The 17,632-nt window shown below is 50.2% G+C and carries 20 protein-coding genes; 18 read left to right on the top strand and 2 right to left on the bottom strand.

What is annotated here, in order from left to right; all coding sequences use genetic code 11:
• Position 1: 1 nt before the first annotated feature.
• Positions 2–1,423: an ATP-binding protein gene (locus OIN60_RS07825; RefSeq protein ID WP_305754305.1), complete on the top strand. Its 1,422-nt coding sequence runs from the start codon at positions 2–4 to the stop codon at positions 1,421–1,423.
• Between the two features lie 337 nt (positions 1,424–1,760).
• On the opposite strand, the gene serA is transcribed toward OIN60_RS07825, so the two are convergent.
• Complete coding sequence (gene serA, locus OIN60_RS07820; protein WP_305754304.1) at positions 1,761–3,353, bottom strand: phosphoglycerate dehydrogenase; 1,593 nt, start codon at positions 3,351–3,353, stop codon at positions 1,761–1,763.
• A 768-nt stretch (positions 3,354–4,121) separates the two neighbouring features.
• On the opposite strand from serA, the gene OIN60_RS07815 reads away from it, so the two are divergent.
• Positions 4,122–4,700, top strand: a complete 579-nt coding sequence (locus OIN60_RS07815) for a type II CAAX endopeptidase family protein (protein ID WP_305754634.1) — start codon at positions 4,122–4,124, stop codon at positions 4,698–4,700.
• Positions 4,697–5,035: a hypothetical protein gene (locus OIN60_RS07810; protein WP_305754303.1), complete on the top strand. Its 339-nt coding sequence runs from the start codon at positions 4,697–4,699 to the stop codon at positions 5,033–5,035. The genes OIN60_RS07815 and OIN60_RS07810 overlap by 4 nt, the downstream gene beginning before the upstream one ends.
• A gap of 81 nt (positions 5,036–5,116) precedes the next feature.
• Here the strand turns inward: OIN60_RS07810 and OIN60_RS07805 are convergent, their stop codons facing one another.
• On the bottom strand, positions 5,117–6,040 hold the full coding sequence (locus OIN60_RS07805; protein ID WP_305754302.1) for a polysaccharide deacetylase family protein: 924 nt from the start codon (positions 6,038–6,040) through the stop codon (positions 5,117–5,119).
• Between the two features lie 93 nt (positions 6,041–6,133).
• Here OIN60_RS07805 and OIN60_RS07800 point away from each other — a divergent pair, with 93 nt between their 5' ends.
• The 15 genes from OIN60_RS07800 (at position 6,134) to OIN60_RS07730 (ending at position 17,471) form a co-directional block, all read left to right on the top strand.
• The gene (locus tag OIN60_RS07800; protein ID WP_305754301.1) at positions 6,134–6,499 is read left to right on the top strand and encodes a hypothetical protein; all 366 of its coding nucleotides are present in this window, start codon (positions 6,134–6,136) and stop codon (positions 6,497–6,499) included.
• Between the two features lie 191 nt (positions 6,500–6,690).
• Positions 6,691–7,305: a genetic competence negative regulator gene (locus tag OIN60_RS07795; protein WP_305754300.1), complete on the top strand. Its 615-nt coding sequence runs from the start codon at positions 6,691–6,693 to the stop codon at positions 7,303–7,305.
• Between the two features lie 120 nt (positions 7,306–7,425).
• A complete protein-coding gene (gene prsW, locus OIN60_RS07790; RefSeq protein ID WP_305754299.1) occupies positions 7,426–8,121 on the top strand; it encodes a glutamic-type intramembrane protease PrsW in 696 nt (231 codons plus the stop codon).
• Positions 8,122–8,190: 69 nt separating this feature from the next.
• On the top strand, positions 8,191–8,340 hold the full coding sequence (locus tag OIN60_RS07785; RefSeq protein WP_305754298.1) for a hypothetical protein: 150 nt from the start codon (positions 8,191–8,193) through the stop codon (positions 8,338–8,340).
• A gap of 82 nt (positions 8,341–8,422) precedes the next feature.
• The gene (gene ypeB / locus OIN60_RS07780) at positions 8,423–9,805 is read left to right on the top strand and encodes a germination protein YpeB (protein ID WP_305754297.1); all 1,383 of its coding nucleotides are present in this window, start codon (positions 8,423–8,425) and stop codon (positions 9,803–9,805) included.
• Positions 9,806–9,930: 125 nt separating this feature from the next.
• A complete protein-coding gene (locus OIN60_RS07775; protein WP_305754296.1) occupies positions 9,931–10,125 on the top strand; it encodes a hypothetical protein in 195 nt (64 codons plus the stop codon).
• A 138-nt stretch (positions 10,126–10,263) separates the two neighbouring features.
• Positions 10,264–10,965 carry a (d)CMP kinase gene (cmk, locus tag OIN60_RS07770; protein WP_305754295.1) on the top strand — a complete coding sequence of 234 codons (702 nt, stop codon included), beginning with the start codon at positions 10,264–10,266 and terminating at the stop codon, positions 10,963–10,965.
• Between the two features lie 3 nt (positions 10,966–10,968).
• Positions 10,969–11,556 carry a lysophospholipid acyltransferase family protein gene (locus OIN60_RS07765; RefSeq protein ID WP_305754294.1) on the top strand — a complete coding sequence of 196 codons (588 nt, stop codon included), beginning with the start codon at positions 10,969–10,971 and terminating at the stop codon, positions 11,554–11,556.
• A gap of 90 nt (positions 11,557–11,646) precedes the next feature.
• Positions 11,647–12,873 carry a 30S ribosomal protein S1 gene (gene rpsA / locus OIN60_RS07760; RefSeq protein WP_305754293.1) on the top strand — a complete coding sequence of 409 codons (1,227 nt, stop codon included), beginning with the start codon at positions 11,647–11,649 and terminating at the stop codon, positions 12,871–12,873.
• Positions 12,874–13,058: 185 nt separating this feature from the next.
• On the top strand, positions 13,059–14,381 hold the full coding sequence (der, locus tag OIN60_RS07755) for a ribosome biogenesis GTPase Der (protein ID WP_305754292.1): 1,323 nt from the start codon (positions 13,059–13,061) through the stop codon (positions 14,379–14,381).
• An 11-nt stretch (positions 14,382–14,392) separates the two neighbouring features.
• Complete coding sequence (gene plsY / locus OIN60_RS07750; protein ID WP_305754291.1) at positions 14,393–15,004, top strand: glycerol-3-phosphate 1-O-acyltransferase PlsY; 612 nt, start codon at positions 14,393–14,395, stop codon at positions 15,002–15,004.
• Positions 14,997–16,037: an NAD(P)H-dependent glycerol-3-phosphate dehydrogenase gene (locus OIN60_RS07745; protein ID WP_305754290.1), complete on the top strand. Its 1,041-nt coding sequence runs from the start codon at positions 14,997–14,999 to the stop codon at positions 16,035–16,037. Before plsY ends, OIN60_RS07745 begins: the two co-directional genes overlap by 8 nt.
• A 64-nt stretch (positions 16,038–16,101) precedes the next feature.
• Positions 16,102–16,380, top strand: coding sequence for a stage VI sporulation protein F (locus OIN60_RS07740; RefSeq protein WP_305754289.1), 279 nt, complete (start codon positions 16,102–16,104; stop codon positions 16,378–16,380).
• Positions 16,381–16,471: 91 nt separating this feature from the next.
• Positions 16,472–17,137 (top strand): hypothetical protein, encoded by a 666-nt coding sequence (locus OIN60_RS07735; protein WP_305754288.1) that lies wholly within the window; start codon positions 16,472–16,474, stop codon positions 17,135–17,137.
• The gene (locus tag OIN60_RS07730) at positions 17,127–17,471 is read left to right on the top strand and encodes a 2Fe-2S iron-sulfur cluster-binding protein (RefSeq protein ID WP_305754287.1); all 345 of its coding nucleotides are present in this window, start codon (positions 17,127–17,129) and stop codon (positions 17,469–17,471) included. The genes OIN60_RS07735 and OIN60_RS07730 overlap by 11 nt, the downstream gene beginning before the upstream one ends.
• The last annotated feature ends 161 nt before the right edge of the window (positions 17,472–17,632 follow it).

Below are 17,632 nucleotides of genomic sequence, written 5' to 3'. Positions count from 1 at the left end.
ATTGAACTTCTGGAGATCGCTTGTCGGAAAATTATGGATAACAATCATATGCCTGGTCGGCTGTGTGCTTATTTTTCTGGGGTTATTTCTGCTTCCATATATAGACACTAATTTTGCTGCAACGGAATCAGCGGAGATCAAGCGGTTATTCACTTATACGTGTATCGTTGGTTTTCTGCTGACAACGTTCTTCGCCCTGTTTTTGTTTACGAAAATAACGCAGCCGATGCAGCAGCTTATCCAAGCGGCTGATTCGATCCGCAAGGGACGATATGATATACGGGTGTCTTTGGTCAGCAGTGACGAAATAGGCGCTCTGGCAACCACGTTTAACCACATGGCGGCTGAGATGGAGTCGACCATCCGCAGTCTGAATGCAGAGAAGAATCATCTGTCCAGCGTGCTGCGCAGCATGACCGATGCGGTGCTCACCTTTGATCGGGACGGTGAAATCATACTTACCAATCCTCCCGGACAGCAAACCTTGGAAAGCTGGCGTGAAGTGAAATGGGAGGGCAGTGGGACGGACGAAGGACGTTATGCTGTTCCTGAGCCGCTGCAGCCTCTATTTGAGCAGGTGATGGAGACAGGTGAGGATGCGGGAGCCAAGGTCCATGTGAAGCAAGGAGTGTGGTCTGTGCAGATGGCCCCTCTTTATACAGATGAACTGATCCGGGGGGGGGTGGCTGTTCTCCGCGATGTGACGGAGGAGGAGCGTCTGGAAAAGGTGCGCGCCGATTTTGTCGCCAACGTATCTCATGAAATTCGAACACCGCTTTCCATGATGCAAGGCTATAGTGAGGCTTTGCTGGACGGTATGGCCGATTCACCTGAGGAGACGGAGGAACTGATTCAAGTCATTCATGACGAGTCGCTGCGTATGGGAAGGCTTGTCAAGGATCTGCTTGATTTGACGAGGATGGAGGCAGGGCACACGGACATTAACCGCGGGCCTGTACGGGTTGATGAGCTGGTGGAGCGTGTTCACCGCAAATTCACTGTCCGCTCCAAAGAACGGGGGCTGCTGCTTGAATACCGGATCACGGGCACTCCTCTTTTGCTCCCTGCTGCGGACGAGGATAGGCTGGAGCAGGTGCTGACCAATCTACTTGATAATGCGTTCAGACATACGCCGGGTGGCAAGCACATCTATATGCTTGCCGAGCGGGCTGCCCATGAGCGGGGAGAATCCATTATCATCCGTATTCGCGATGAGGGCGTGGGTATACCGAGCGAGGATCTGCCCTATATATTTGAGCGCTTCTATAAAGCGGACAAGGCACGGGTACGAGGTGAGGAAAGCGGAACGGGCCTGGGTCTAGCGATCGTTCGCAATATTGTGGAGGTCCACCATGGAACCATTAGCGCTGAGAGTGTTATTGGTCAGGGCTCTGAATTCACGATTACGTTGCCTGTGAAATAAGAATCTAAAAAATGCCGATTTCCGATTTTTTTGTTGAAAATTACAGGAAAAAATTGTTCGTCGTGGAACATGGCAAATGGAAGATCCATTGACCTGGGTGCCGGGAGACGCTCCGAGAATGAAGCATTCCTGCAATCGCTGTTGACCCTCCGGGCCAAAGGCGAACACTTCGCTTTTCCGGAATTGCTTCATTCTCTCCGCTGCTGCGTGCATAATCCCGGCGTCAAGATCAAGTGGACATTTCATTTGCCATTTGGGTGGGGGAGTGAAAAAGTCGAGAACCGAAAGCTCCGGTTCTCGACTTTTTTAAGGAATGAACAACTTAATGAACCAATAACTACTCCAATACAATCTCCTGGGCGGTATTCAGATCAGGCAGGCCAGCCAGCTCGATGAGCACATTTTTCGGCACAGCCTTATCGACTGTCAGGATCATGATGGCCTCACCGCCGATGACTTTCCGGCCCACCTGCATCGATGCGATGTTGACATCGTTTTGTCCGAGCAGGGTTCCGACGCGGCCGATAATGCCGGGTTTGTCATTGTGGGAGATCAGCAGTTGATACGCATCGGGAGCGACGTCCACCGGGAACTGGTCGAGTCTGACGACACGTTCGCCATAACCAGTAAGGAGCGTTCCTGCCACACGGCGTTCTTCCCCGTCTTGGGTTTTCAGCGTAACGCTGATTAAATTCGTAAAGCCTTTGGTTGCTGGAGCTTTGGTCACTACAAAGCCGACATCGCGTGATTTGGCCAGATGCATCGAATTGACGATATTCACATCGCTGCCCAGATGGCGGCGCAGCACACCCTTGAGGATATAACGGGTTAACGGCTGTGTATCGTCCTCGGACAGGTCGCCGGCATACTCGACATGAATTTCCCGCACCGCCTGCGTGGTGATTTGGGCGGCAAAGCTGCCGAGCTTCTCGCCAAGGCCGAAATAAGGCTGCAGCTTGTTCATCACGCTAGGAGCTACGGGCGGCATGTTAACGGCATTTTTAAACGGCTCGTCACGAAGGATATGCAAAACCTGTTCAGATACGTCGATAGCGACGTTTTCCTGTGCTTCCACTGTTGAAGCGCCCAGGTGGGGCGTCACGATGATTTTCGGGTGATTCAGGAATGGATGATCCTGGGCAGGCGGCTCGGCTTCGAATACGTCGAACGCCGCGCCGGCAACGATGCCTTCATCGATGGCTTTCACAAGGGCGAGCTCATCGATTACACCGCCGCGCGCGCAGTTGATGATGCGCATGCCTTTTTTCATCACCTCGAATTGCGGCTTGGAGATCATATGGCGTGTCTCCGGCGTCAACGGCGTGTGTACGGTCATGAAGTCGGCATTACGGATGATTTCGTCAACACTGGCCAGCTTAACCCCTTGCTTTGCGGCGCGATCTTCAGTCAGGAAAGGATCGTAGCCCAGAATGTTCATGCCGAACGCTTTTGCGCGCTTGGCTACCTCGCTGCCGATCCGGCCCATTCCCAGCACACCCAGCGTTTTGTTGCGCAGCTCAACCCCGAGGAAGGATTTGCGGTCCCAAGTGCCGCCGATCGTCTTGGCGTAAGCCTGTGGAATATGACGGGCCAGAGCCATCATCATCGCGAAGGTATGCTCACAAGTCGTAATGGTGTTGCCGTCTGGGGCGTTGATCACGATAATCCCACGCTGAGTGGCGGCTTCCAGGTCAATGTTATCGACCCCGACCCCGGCTCTGCCGATTACCTTAAGTCTCGTGCCCGCAGACATGATCCGTTCGGTTACCTTCGTTTGGCTCCGGACAAGCAGCGCGTCGTACTCGCCGATGATGGCAACAAGCTCATCTTCGGTCAAGCCCGTGTTTTTGTCCACTGTTACATCACTTGCGTCCATTAACTGCTGAATCCCCATGTCGCTGATCGGATCCGATACTAGCACTTTGTACATTTTGCGTTTCCTCCTCAAAATATGGTTGAAGCATCGTTAAGCTGCCGGGCAAAACGGGTGCGCATAGACAGTTTGCAAAGTACATTGGCGCATTGCAGTACCAAAGGATCGGAATATGATTACACCCACTGCAAAATACACTGAAAGAATGTCCAGGCATAAGAAAAACGTCTTTCGGCGCATACTCAAAGAAGCCAGAACGCATTTGACAAGAGTTTTTCTTGAGATGATGAATGGTTCAGCTTAGCTGCAAGCTTATACATTCTATAATCATCAAAAAAACCCCCGATCCGCATACTATCTCCATAGTAAGGGACGAGAGTTATCGTGGTACCACCCTAATTCGCAGCCGTTTCGCAACGGACAGCCTTAACGGTCTGAATGACCTGAAGGATAACGGCCTTCCGCCGACTGCACCTACATTAACGGCAGAAGCCGGAAATTTCGGGGCAATAACTCAGGAGTGCTAAAGGAATACTGCCTGTCGCCGATTTACACCCATACACCGGCTCTCTGAAAGGACCTGCAGTGCCTTCTCTCCATCAAAGTCTGTATTAACAATAAATTTTTTCATAATGTATCATGCCTTACATGAGCATGTCAATAGGCAAAAGGGCGTGCCGGAGAAGGGGAGCGGATTGCATGTTGCATATTGCAGAACAGGAATTGCGACGCCTTGAATCACAAGGGAAAATTGGCTATGATGCTAAATGAATAAATAGCAGAGGACCGAGAATGAAAATCATGAAAAAATTCAACCTGAAGAACATCAAGAAGCTGAAGCTTAGGAAAGTGGAAGCACAAGAGCTCAACGATCGTCTGCTGTTGTTCAATCTTTATCTCACCCAATTGCTGACCCTTGTGATCGGAGCGGTATGGATTTTTTTTCAGGGACGCAGCGTTCCCGCGGTAATGGCTTTTCCCCAAGGCCTGGCATTTCTATGGTGGGGCCTTGGGCTTGCCGTTTTGATGCTGCTTGTTGATCTGCTGATTTCGGCTGTCATGCCGGAGGACGCGATGGACGATGGGGGAATCAACCGCATGCTGTTCCGCAACCGGCCGGTCTGGCATATCGTCTGTATTGCCGCTGTTGTAGCCGTATGTGAGGAACTGCTCTTCAGAGGAGCGATTCAGTATGCATTTGGTCCGTACTGGACAAGCATTATATTTGCCCTGATCCATATCCGCTATCTCAAGCATTGGATTCCGACTGGGTGGGTGTTTTTAAGCAGCTATGGTTTGGGTTACATCTATATACAGACCGGGAGCCTGTGGGCGCCAATTTTGTGCCATTTTGTGATAGACTTGATATCCGGCCTGGCGCTGCGTTTTCGGAGGGAAACATGAACAAGGAACTGAGTAGAGTAGAAAAATACGGGAGAGGCCGGAACAGAAGGCCGAAAAAGGAGCAAAAAGAACAAAAACAGCAGGCTGCCAAGGTGGAAGCTTACGCTGATGTATATACAGACACGGTGCCGCTTACCGAGGAGGAAGCTGCTGGCGGGGAAGTGTATGTGTCTCGTGCGGAGCTGTTTCCGTCACGGCGCATTCGTGTAAGCAAGTGGTTTATGAACTTTTTGAGCACTTTATTCGTCCTCATAACAGCGGCTCTTCTATGGTGGGGCATCGAAGGGGCACCTCCTTTACATGTTATTATGTCATCCTTATCAGACAAGCCCTGACAACTGAATACACAACGAAAATAGCCCCGTCTCGTACAGAACGGGGTTCTTCCGTTTAACATTTTACCTGTAAATGGCGCTTTACGGCGCTAGTTTTGAAGCTTCCGTAGCTATGCTGTGGGGGTCCACGAAGGCATATCCTTTCTGTTCAAGCTTGGTGAGCAGCTCGTCCAGCGCCTCCACGGTCCAAGGCAGTTCGTGCATCAGGATATTGCTGCCAGGGTGAAGCTGATCCATAACATTGTTGATGACAGCCTGTTTTTTGTTCGGATCGCTTTTTTTCATCGTCCAGTCCAGAGATCCGTTAGACCAGGTCATATACAGGAGATTTTCTTCCTTCGCCACTTGACGTCCTACATCCCCGCCGGCTCCGTGGGGAGGACGGAAAAAGACCGGAGCTGTTCCGATTGTATCTTTTACCAGCACCTGCACGTCTTTAATTTGCTTTCGCACCTTAGCCAGAGGTTCGTTCTTCAGAACGATATGATCATAGCTGTGATTGCCGATGATATGGCCCCGTTCATCAATCTGTTTCAGCAGCTCGGGGTGCTCCTTGACTCTGTACCCATTCACAAAAAAAATCGCCTTAGCGCCATGCTTACCCAGTGTATCAAGCAATGAATCAACCATAGCCTGCTCTTTCGGGCCGTCGTCGAAGGTCAGAAGAACCACTTTTTTCTCCGTGCCGTCATCCTTGACAGGAACAATGTTATATGCGCTGTTCATCCGGTACAGCTTCGGAGTCTGTTCTTCCGTGCCCTGAACGTCTTGATTCTCTCTCCCTGTCTTAGCGGGCTCATTCTTATCCTGGGCGGGGACTCCGCCGCTGGCAGCCGTATCTGTACCGGAAGAGGTTGCTGTCTGCTCTGCTGCATCGGATTTGCCCGCATCGGCCTGACCGGACTGTGCGGCAGAATTTGCCGGGGCTGCGGGTTCCGTATCTGAGCCGCAGGCTCCGAGCAGGAGGCTGGATGTCAGCAATATGGCTGCTGCTTTAGTGCTCATGTGTGCATCACTCTTTCCTGTATTTATACCGCATGAGTTCCCTGGATCTAGAGAACACTATGGACGATCTTATCACAAAAGGAGGTCCAGATTGTGAAAACTTCTTCATTTTTTCTAGGGGTGCTTCTAGGAGCAGCCGCCACCTCGCTCATGGCCCGGAAAGGCGGTTCCGCACTGCTGGGATCGGTCCGTAATGGCGATGTCGGTGGTATGATGGAAAAGGCAAAAAGTAAACTGATGGATGCCGCTCTTCCGGGAATTGAGGAAAGCCAGCATAAAACTTCGATGGCCACGCATGCAAAGCATGCTGGAGACAAAGTCAAGAATAGGGCGTACTCCAGCAGCGAAAAAGAAGAAAATATTAAAATGCTGAAGGAATTTATCCGCAATAGTCCCGATGTCAAGCGAGAGGTTGAGCAGATCCTTAAAGAAACACATACAGCGGTACCGGGAATATAGACCGCATGCCTGTAAAGAATCATTTCGCGGCTTTTTTTCAGGCTGTGCAAATGATTCTTTTTTTGTCGTTTTTATTGCGTGCATTTAGGGGTATAAAATGATATTCTATCTACATAGAACCATTTTCATCACAGGTATCTTTGTTGCATCATATTCTGTTTATAATACTCGGTTGCAGAGGAGGATCCAGTATGAAAATAGAAAGATTAAGCCAGGACAAGATACGGATTTTCCTTACATTTGACGATCTGAGCGAACGCGGCATACAGAAAGAAGATATGTGGCAGGAGATTCCGAAAGTACATGAGCTGTTCACTGAAATGATGGATCAGGCGTACAGCGAACTCGGCTTTGACGCCACGGGTCCATTAGCCGTAGAAGTATTCGCCCTTCCTGCTCAAGGAATGGTCGTTATCGTAACCCGGGGGAAATACGATCATCAGCAGTACATTTCGGGTTCTGATGATGAGTTGCCTGAAGAAGTGTATGAGATGGAGGTCACCCTTGAACAAAGTGATTCCATCATCTATGCTTTCAGCGATTTCGAAGTGCTTATTGAAGCAGCCCACATGCTCCATGGCAATATCACGGAAGCAGGGAAGCTTTATCACTATAAAGGAAAATGGATTCTATACCTGGAGCCGGAGGAAGTTGACGAAGCCCGGCATGCTGCTCTTATCGCGTTACTGGCTGAATTCGGGGAAGGTTCTTCACTTACCCCTGCGGTGCTTGAAGAGTATGGCAAGCTGGTTATGGCTGAGAATGCAGTGGCAACCATCTGCTCACATTTTGACAGCCGCAACTGACCACGGTACCCGGTAAGTCGCAGCAGGTAGACCCTGGCAGTCTGCTTGCTGCAGCATTTTGAAACAACAGCCGACCCTGCATGACGAACGGGCCGGCTGTAACTTTTTGGAGGGATGACGGTGCTCCTGTTTTCAGTGCTTGCTGCAGCGATAGCGCCGGGTATCGCTCTGCTGACTTATTTTTACCTCAAGGACAAATACGACTCCGAGCCGCTGCATATGGTCATCAAGGTTTTTTTGATGGGCTTTCTCGTTGTGCTGCCGGTCATGATCTTTCAACGAGGACTGACAATCTGGCTCGGTGATCATACACTGCTTACCTCTTTCGGTATATCGGCGGGGGTCGAAGAGTTTCTAAAATGGTTTGTTCTGTACCATATTATTTATAATCACACCGAATTTGATGAGCCTTATGACGGAATCGTATATGCAACAGCCGTTTCGCTCGGATTTGCCACGGTGGAGAACCTGTTGTATGCGTGGGCAGGCTATTCCTCGATCGGGACCCTGATTATCCGTTCGCTTCTTCCAGTGTCGGGTCATGCTATGTTCGGTGTCATTATGGGCTATTATATGGGGCTGTCCAAGTTCTCAAATGGTCCCAAAAGCAAGGTCTTTCTTGCGCTCTCGCTGCTATTCCCATGGTTTTGGCACGGTCTCTACGATGTCATCCTTAACACGCTGACTCAGGAATGGATTTGGTTCATCGCGCTTTTGATGCTGTTGCTTTGGTTTTTAGGCATGGGCCAAGTGGCAAGAGCGAACAGCCGCTCCCCGTTCCGACTGATGAAGCCGGAGGAAGAGGTTAATTTGTAACAAAAATGGACACACTTGTCTGACATAAGGGATGCGGCTGCATACCTGATGACGGAGGTGTGTTTTTTTATGCGTGTTAAAGTAAGAATCTACTGCAAGCGGTGTGGTGAAAGGTTTGTACTTCGCGGCCGCAGAGAGACGAATCGGATTGAAACCGGTTTTAAGCGCTGTCTGTGCGACAATGCGGACGAGTTCATCTTCGAGGAGGAAGCCTTGTAGGTCCCGTCCCAAACCCATGCATAAGAGTCCATTCATCTTGTCACACTATGGTTAGTGAACCTGAAGAAAGGAGACTCTTGCGATGTATAAGCGAATAAGCGCGTTTTTGTTCCCTGTTACGGCTGTTTTGCTGATCGGAGCACTAGTATGGGGATATCAGGAGAATCAGGAGAAGAATTCGCTTCTGATCAAGGCGGAGAACCAGTATCAGCGGGCTTTTCATGATTTATCATACCATATGGACCAGTTGCATTCACAGCTTGGTAATGCTGTCGCGGTCAACGCAGCTTCCAATGGAATGCACCGTAAAAGCTTGGTTAATGTATGGAGGCTGACCAGTGAGGCGCAAAATGAGGTGAACCAGCTCCCGCTGTCACTGGCTTCGTTTAACCATGCGGAGGATCTGCTGTCCCGAATGTCCAATTTTGCTTATCAGACCTCTGTCAGGGATCTGAGTAAGGAACCGCTCAACGACAAAGAGCTTAAAAATCTAAAGGCACTTTATCAAAGCTCCAAGGATATTTCGAAGGATCTTCATGAAATGCAGAGCAAGGTGCTTGCCCATAACCTGCGCTGGATGGATGTGGAATCGGCAATCGCCACGGAGAAGCAGCCTGCGGATAATACAATTATTGACGGGTTCCAGACTGTGGATAAAAAGGTAGAGCAGTACGCTGAACTCGACTGGGGACCTACGATCTCCAGTATGTACGACAAACGGTCTGTAAAAATGTTGAAACTGCAACCGACCACACCGCAGGAGATCCAGACGAAAGCAGCCAAATTCGCCGCATTGAGGCCGGAGGAAGTGAAAATCCTTGAAAACGGGAAGGATACGGAATGGGCCTCCTATACCGCAGTCATTAACGCCAAAAACGGTGTTGGCAAAAGCATGGACTTTACCCGTAACGGCGGGCTTCTCATTTCCTACAGCGATCAACGTCCGGTTGGCAAAAAAGCGGTGAACCGCAGCCAGGCGATTGCGAAGGCGAATTCCTTCCTTAACCAGAAGGGCTATAAGGGAATGAAGCCGGTGGCGTATGATGAATACGACAATATGGCGAGTATTACTTTTGTGCCGATAGAGGGGAATGTGCTGATTTATCCGGAAAAGGTTACCGTTCGTTCAGGCTTGGACAACGGAGAGGTTATCGGTCTTCAGGCAAGCGATTATATCTATGAGCATCATCAGAAAGCACATACTTCGACGAAGGCCAAGCTCAGTGTGGCTAAGGCACGCAAATTTCTGAATCCTGAATTTAAGGAAATGTATGCCCGAAAGGCCATGATTGAAAATGAGCTGTCAAAGCATGTGCTGTGTTATGAATTTGGCGGACGGATTAACGGCTCTGTTTACCGGATATACATCAATGCGAATACGGGAGAAGAAGAGAAGATTGAGGAAGTTATGGATGCGGACGAAAATTTCACGAAGGATCAAGATAATAAAGCTTTTGTGAGCTAAGGCTTGTTCCGTTTTCGACAGCCTCCTGATTATTTCAGGGGCTGTTTTTTTGTACATCGTACTTACGTGGAGAGAGTAATTTTTTCTGTATAGGACAAAATAATGCAAAAACAGGAGATGGTCGCGTGAAAAAGAAAAATATGCGCAGGCTTGTCATGGATTTGCGGCGGTTTTTGCCTTTATGCCTGCTGGGATTGCTTACGCTGCTAACTCTTTTTATGCTGTGCGCGCAGCTACTTCTACATATCCCTGCCGTAGCGAGGCACGTCTCGCCGATTGGCGATATGGAAGGCTGGCCGTTGGAGGTTAACGGGTCTTGATAGAGCATTTCCTGCGACTTCTGGCAGGTTTTTCACGAGTTCTGTTTTTGCATCATCGTGCTAGGTGTGGTATAATTTTCACGTCGCAGGCAATGCCTGCTTTTTTATTGAGGCTCAGGGTTGAGGAGGAATGCCCCGTTGGCAAGGCAGATTACGGCATCGAACGGGAAGATCAACATCGCCATTGACGGGCCTGCCGGGGCAGGCAAGAGTACGGTTGCCCGCAGGGTGGCAGAAGCATTATCCTATGTATATGTGGACTCGGGTGCAATGTACCGGGCAGCGACCTGGTATTTGATGAAACACGAAATTTCCCCGGAAAATGTCCAGGAAGTGCTTCAGCATGTACCCAAAATGGTGATTGAATTAAAACCGGACCCGTCCGGTCAGAAAGTGATCTGTAACGGAGTCGATGTCACGACGGAAATCCGTTCGCTGGAGGTCACCGGAACCGTATCCAAGTATGCAAGCATCGCGGGTCTGCGGGAGCATTTAACGTCAGGCCAGCGTCAGATGGCGGAACGTAAAGGCGTAGTCATGGACGGCCGTGATATCGGTACGACCGTGCTGCCCGATGCAGAGTTGAAAGTATTCATGACTGCCAGCGTCAAGGAACGTGCTCTTCGTCGGTTCAAAGAATTGCGGGAAACGGCTGACATCACGCTGGAACAGCTCGAACGTGATATCGCGGCTCGGGACAAATTGGACGAAGAACGGGAAGTTTCTCCGCTTCGTCGCAGCGAAGATGCCATTATGCTGGATACGACGCATATGGATATCGACGAGGTTGTCGATACGATCGTATCTTACTGCAAAACGGCGATAGGATGGAGAGGTTAAGCAATGATTTATGTATTGTGCAGTGGAATTCTGCGCATCCTGTATCGTTTCCTGTTCAGATTGGAGGCGGTGGGCACCGAGAACGTGCCGGCCGAAGGCGGCGTGCTGCTGTGCTCCAATCATATCAGCAATCTGGATCCGCCTACGGTGGGGATCTTGCTGAAGCGGAAGGTTCACTTTATGGCCAAAGCCGAGCTTTTTAATGTTCCGGTTCTCGGGTCGCTGATCACGAAGCTTGGAGCCATTCCGGTGAAGCGGGGCGGAGTGAGCAAGGAATCGATCAAGCTGGCCCTAACGATTTTGCGTGACGGTCATGTGATGGGCATATTCCCGGAGGGATCCCGCAATTCCCAGGGGATCGGCAAGAAAGGGGCTGCAAGCTTTGCGCTTCGCAGCGGAGCTGCCGCCGTGCCTGTTGCGATCGTGGGAGAATACAAGCTGTTCCGGAAGACGAAGGTCATCTACGGAAAGCCGGTCGACCTTGAACAGTACAAAACGGCAGTGGAAGGCGATCCTTTAGAGCTGGCGACCGAAGGTATTATGTCCAGAATCCGTACCATGAAAGAAACCGGCCAGCCTACACAGAGCTAGCCGCTTGACAGACTGGGCATGCATGAATGTTTTGAACTCTGCTATACGCAGGTTTGAATAAAGGTGTTTTGAATTGAGGAGGGTATTGACATGTCGGAAGAAACAAGAAACCAAGAAGCTGTTGAAGCAGCTACTCAAGACGAGCTTGACCAAATGGTATCGCTCAAAAAAGGGGATACTGTCAAGGGAACAATCGTGAAATTGGAAGATAACCAAGCGGTAGTAAGCATTGGATATAAATACGATGGTGTGATTGCTCTCCGCGAGCTGTCTTCCGGTGAAGAGGAGCCGCAGGTTGGACAAGAAATCGAAGCCAAGGTTGTAAGCATCAACGACAACAAAGAGCAGCTTACTTTGTCCAAACGGGCTATCGACAGTGAAAATGCATGGGAGAAACTGCAGCAATATTTCGATAACCAGGAAGCATTTGAGGTTGCCGTAACCGACGTTGTCAAAGGTGGCGTTGTGGCTGACGTAGGTGTGCGTGGATTCATTCCGGCTTCCATGGTGGAGCGTCATTTTGTCGAAGATTTCAGCGATTACAAAGGACGCACTCTGCGTGTTGTGGTAAAAGAACTGGACCGTGAAAACAACAAGGTCATTCTTTCCCAAAAAGATGTGCTGGAAGCTGAATATGAAGCGAACAAGCAAAAAGTGATGTCCGAGCTGAAGGAAGGCCAAGAGATTGTTGGTACTGTTCAGCGTCTGACTCAATTCGGAGCCTTCGTTGATGTGGGCGGCGTAGACGGACTGGTTCACGTTTCCGAAATCGCCTGGACTCATGTTGACAAGCCAGCCGACGTGGTATCCGAAGGACAGCAGGTTAAAGTTAAAGTGCTTAAGGTTGATCCTGAAAAAGGAAAAATCAGCCTGAGCATGAAAGCTGCACAACCGGGTCCTTGGGAAACTGCTGCGGGACAATTCAACAACGGCGATATTGTGACAGGCGTAGTTAGACGCCTGGTTAACTTCGGAGCCTTTGTGGAAATCGCTCCTGGCGTAGAAGGACTGGTTCACATTTCGCAAATCTCGCATAAGCATATTGGAACTCCTCAAGAAGTACTGGAAGAGGGACAAGAGGTGAAGGTGAAGGTTCTGGAAATGAATCCGGTCGAGAAACGTGTAAGCCTCAGCATCAAGGAAACAGAAGAAGCTCCTGCACCAGCGCCGAGATCTGAAAGACCCGAGAGATCCGAAAGATCCCGCGACCGTGCTCCTAGAGAGCAGCTGAACAACCCGAATGTGTCTTTGAACAATGAAGGTATGAGCGTTACGCTTGGAGAGCGTTTCGGCGACAAGCTGAGCAAATTCAAGTGATTGAATAAAGCATTATTTTTTTAAACACACGAACGTACACCATCGGCGGACCCAGAGGGTTCGCCGATTGTCGTTACGTCCGTCCAGAGCAGAGCGCTTGCGAATGAAATCGTCTGGCTTTGTATCGCTTAAATATCTTTTTTTTGCTATGATAGTAGCGAAAAATGGACAGGAGGAATGGCAATATGGCAAGACCTGTCGTGGCGATTGTAGGTCGTCCGAATGTCGGGAAGTCAACGATATTCAACCGGATCATCGGTGATCGTTTGTCCATTGTGGAAGACAAGCCCGGAATTACCCGTGACCGGATTTACGGTGTGGCGGATTGGAATGGTAAGCCCTTCAGTATTATTGATACCGGCGGTATTGAGATTGATGGAGAGGATGTAATCCTGAAATCTATCCGCATGCAGGCCGAGCTGGCGATTGAAGAGGCTGACGTCATCGTATTTATGTGTGATGCCAAAAGTGGGGTCACTCAGGCTGACGAAGAGGTCGCACAAATTTTGTATCGTTCCGGCAAACCGGTTATTGTTGCCGTGAACAAGGTCGATAATATTGAACGAAGTGACTTGATTTATGAATTTTACGCTTTCGGCTTTGGTGACCCGATCGCTGTTTCGGGAAGTCATGGAACCGGCGTTGGCGATTTGTTGGATGGCATTACGGATAACCTGCCTGAATTGGCGGATGATGAATACGATGAAGATGTGATTCGTGTGGCCTTGATTGGTCGCCCGAATGTCGGCAAATCTTCTCTTGTCAACGCGATCTTGGGTGAAGAACGGGTCATCGTCAGCGATGTTGCCGGGACGACACGGGATGCGATTGATACGCCGTTTGAACGGGATGGACAGCGGTATGTGCTGATCGATACGGCGGGCATGCGCAAGCGTGGCAAGGTGTATGAAACGACCGAGAAATACAGTGTCATGCGTGCGATGCGCGCCATTGAACGCGCGGACGTTGTCTTGGTCGTGATCAACGGTGAAGAAGGCATTATCGAGCAGGATAAGCACATTGCCGGTTATGCATATGAAGCGGGCAAGGCTTCATTGTTTGTCGTTAACAAATGGGATGTGGTGGAGAAGGATGACAAAACGATGCGGCAGTTCGAGACGAAAATCCGTGATCATTTTCTCTTTATGACCTACGCACCGGTCGTGTTCCTCTCGGCCAAGACGAAGCAGCGCCTGCATAAGCTGCTTCCCGTCGTCCAGCAAGTGGCACAGCAGCATTCGATGAGAGTGCAGACACACCTGCTGAATGATATTGTATCTGACGCCGTGGCCATTAATCCGCCGCCGACGGATAAAGGACGCAGACTGCGTATTAATTATGCGACTCAAGTAGCGGTGAAGCCTCCGACGATGGTCGTATTTGTAAATGATCCTGAGTTGATGCATTTTTCCTATGAGAGATATTTGGAGAACAAAATTCGCGCCGCTTTCAATTTTGAAGGAACACCGATCCGTATATTCACCCGGCGCAAGTCTGATGAAGGTTAGGAGAGAGCAGCTTGATTTTACAGATTGCAGCCGTAGTGCTGAGCTATCTTTTGGGGTCGGTCAGCTTTAGTGTTTTGATCGGACGTTATATGAAGGGTGTGGATGTAAGGCAGCACGGAAGCGGTAATGCGGGGGCAACCAATACGTTGCGGGTATTGGGAAAAGGTCCTGCCATTATGGTACTGCTGCTTGATGTGTGTAAAGGCATTGCCGCGGTTTGGCTCGGCCGCTGGTTGGGAGGCGGCTCAGAATGGGCCGCCGCTCTTGCTGGCATTGCTGCCATCGCGGGCCATAACTGGCCGTTGTATTTTCATTTCCGTGGTGGAAAAGGGATTGCTACAGCCATCGGCGTGCTTGCCACACTTTGCTTCTTCCCTGCGCTTGCAGCCGGAGTTATCGCTATTTTATCAATCGTCATTACCCGATATGTATCACTTGGCTCCTTAATATTCGTTATCCTGACACCATGGATGATTCTTATTCTGGGTTATTCTTGGCCGTTGTTCTGGAGCAGTCTCATCATTTGCGTGTTCGCTGTGTGGAGACACAGAACGAATATCCGTAAGCTGCTTCAGGGGAAAGAGAACAGGCTGGGCTCCAAGGGAGGAGATCGACTTGGGTGATAAGGTTGCTGTACTGGTTGCCGGCAGCTGGGGAACGGCTCTTGCTTCCGTATTGGCGAACAACGCACACGAGGTTACAATATGGACGCGAAATGACGGACAGGCTGAAGAAATCAATACAAGCCACAAGAACAGCCGTTATTTGCCCGATGCCGAGCTGTCTTCCCATATTTCTGCCGTCACCGAAATGAGCAAAGCCGTGGAGAATGCCAAAGCGGTAATTATTGTCGCACCTTCTGCGGCCATGCGGCAGGTATGTGCCGATTTCAAGCCGTACTACAAGGAAGATATGCTCATTGTGCATGCAACCAAGGGATTTGAGACAGAGAGCCTAAAACGAATGTCAACCGTAATTTCAGAAGAGCTTGGCTGCCCGGAAGGTCAAGTCGTTGTATTGTCAGGCCCGAGCCATGCGGAGGAGGTTGTCCGCAAATGCCCGACCACCGTTGTTGTTGCCTCGCAGGATGAACGCGGCGCAGAGGCTGCACGGGATCTGTTTATGAATTCCTACTTCAGGGTGTATACGAACCGTGATCAGGTCGGTGTGGAACTGGCGGGAGCGTTAAAGAATATAATAGCACTTGGAGCAGGCATGTCGGACGGTCTGGGGTTTGGAGATAACGCTAAAGCTGCGCTGCTGACACGCGGACTGGCCGAGATTACAAGAGCAGGGGTCGATATGGGAGCCAACCCGTTGACCTTCGCCGGACTTGCCGGAATTGGAGATCTGGTCGTAACGGCCACGAGCAAACATAGCAGAAATTGGCGTGCAGGCTCGCTGCTCGGCCAGGGACAGCCCTTGGATGAGGTTCTGAGCACGATGGGAATGGTCGTGGAAGGTGTCCGGACAACGCAGGCCGCTTATGCCATCTCACGTAACCTGAATGTGCAAATGCCGATTGCGGAGCAGTTGTACAAAGTATTGTTTGAACAAAAGGACGTACGTTGTGCTGTGGAGGCGCTAATGGGCCGTGATCCGAAAACGGAGATGGAAGTCATGCCTTTAAAAACATGGGAGCAGTGGCATTCCTAGCTTTTTCACCTTTTACCCCCGGCATTCATACACTGAATGGAGCAATGCCGGAGGAGGGAAGACAATGAGCAAGAATTTTCCTAAGGAAGCGCTGAATGCAATCAATAAAAAAAGCGGCAAGACGATATCCGAAAATGCCGTTAAGAAACTGGCAAGTACGGTCAAGCCGGAGACATTGCAAAGTGAAGCCAAGCTTCGTCAGCTCATCAAACAAGTATCCGCCATGGCCAATATCCCCGTGTCGGAAGATACGGTTAAGGACATTGTGGCTGCGGTCAAGAAAAGCGGTATAAATCCTTCCAATATGGAAGCGTTAATGAAAATGATGATGATGAAGAAATAAACGGCCGCTTTTCGTCAAGCCCGCAAACCGGACAGGTTTGTGGGCTTTTTTCCTAGACGATACATATAAGCGGGAGAAGGGGGCAGTGGCATTGAACATAATTGAAGGGTCGGATATGCTCCGAAATATACCAGCGCTTGCCGCAGCGCTATATGATATGTCCAAGGCCTGGTCAGGGCTTGAGGCGGTGTGGCTGCTGGGAGGAAGCTGCTCGTTGCTGCTGCAGCAGGTTGAATTGAAGCGGCTTCCGAATGATATTGATGTGTATGCAGACATCGCTGCTGCGAAGCAGCTCCATACGGCTGCCCCGGGGACATCGGAGAACAGGCAAGAGTTGAACCGCAGCGGACTGTATACATCGCTCCTTAGCCATTATCGGTTAAGGGAGCTGCGGCTTGAGCTTGTCGGCGGCTTTGAAATCATGACAGAAGGTTCCATGTACAGACTGGAGGTAGAGCATGTGCTGCGGCGGCATGCACCTCTGGCAACATTAAACGATATTCAATTTTGCCTCACCCCTTTAAGTCATGAGTTCATGTTCAATATGGTGCGAGAAAGACGGGACAGGTATGAAGCTATAGCACAAGTGATGAATGCCCGTCCGGAACTGCACGTTCCTCTTGTAAGCAAACTGTTGGAGGCCAACGTCTGGTCAGACAGGCATTTAAGCTGGATCGCTGCTCTGCTCCCCTGGGCCGGGGAGCTTATCGTTGGCCCGGCAAAGTATGATAAGGGAGGAAAGCGATGTGAATCATGAAGTTACATTTCTTCCAACCGGAAAGAAAACGGTTATCCGCGCCGGTACGACCGTTCTTGAAGCCGCACGCAAAGCCGGTGTACATATCCCGACCCGCTGTGCCGGAAAGGCTTCATGCCTGATGTGTAAAATCACAATAAATTCGGAAGATTCGGGAATTTCTATGCCCACAACCGCAGAGGAATATAAGCTCGGCCCCCTGCTGGCAAGTGGGACACGTCTGTCCTGTCAGGCAAGAGTTATGGGGAAGGCGGCAGTAATTGTCCCGGAAGATCCTTTGAAGGCGGCAGTGCGGCGTCAATTGGAACGGCAAGCCGAGGAAGATCTCTGGTAATGCAATTGAATAACGATAGCTCTAGCAAAACCGCCCAAAGGCGGTTTTTTTGCTATTTCGTGAGGCATGGGCCGGCTGAAGTCCGCATATATATGGCTGTAACGGCTCAGACGGAAAACAGATGAAGATTCATTTCTTCCAACTGCAACAGATAGAGTCAT

Source organism: Paenibacillus zeirhizosphaerae, from assembly GCF_030705605.1.
Taxonomy (GTDB): domain Bacteria; phylum Bacillota; class Bacilli; order Paenibacillales; family Paenibacillaceae; genus Paenibacillus; species Paenibacillus zeirhizosphaerae.
This window is presented reverse-complemented; position numbering and strand designations above follow the sequence as displayed.

Excerpts from the sequence above, each read along its gene's own strand:
- serA (WP_305754304.1), bottom strand. The coding sequence starts at position 3,353 with ATGTACAAAGTGCTAGTATCGGATCCGATCAGCGACATGGGGATTCAG.
- OIN60_RS07810 (WP_305754303.1), top strand. The coding sequence starts at position 4,697 with ATGAACAAGGAACTGAGTAGAGTAGAAAAATACGGGAGAGGCCGGAAC.
- OIN60_RS07805 (WP_305754302.1), bottom strand. The coding sequence starts at position 6,040 with ATGAGCACTAAAGCAGCAGCCATATTGCTGACATCCAGCCTCCTGCTC.
- OIN60_RS07795 (WP_305754300.1), top strand. The coding sequence starts at position 6,691 with ATGAAAATAGAAAGATTAAGCCAGGACAAGATACGGATTTTCCTTACA.
- OIN60_RS07785 (WP_305754298.1), top strand. The coding sequence starts at position 8,191 with ATGCGTGTTAAAGTAAGAATCTACTGCAAGCGGTGTGGTGAAAGGTTT.
- ypeB (WP_305754297.1), top strand. The coding sequence starts at position 8,423 with ATGTATAAGCGAATAAGCGCGTTTTTGTTCCCTGTTACGGCTGTTTTG.
- OIN60_RS07765 (WP_305754294.1), top strand. The coding sequence starts at position 10,969 with ATGATTTATGTATTGTGCAGTGGAATTCTGCGCATCCTGTATCGTTTC.
- rpsA (WP_305754293.1), top strand. The coding sequence starts at position 11,647 with ATGTCGGAAGAAACAAGAAACCAAGAAGCTGTTGAAGCAGCTACTCAA.
- der (WP_305754292.1), top strand. The coding sequence starts at position 13,059 with ATGGCAAGACCTGTCGTGGCGATTGTAGGTCGTCCGAATGTCGGGAAG.
- OIN60_RS07740 (WP_305754289.1), top strand. The coding sequence starts at position 16,102 with ATGAGCAAGAATTTTCCTAAGGAAGCGCTGAATGCAATCAATAAAAAA.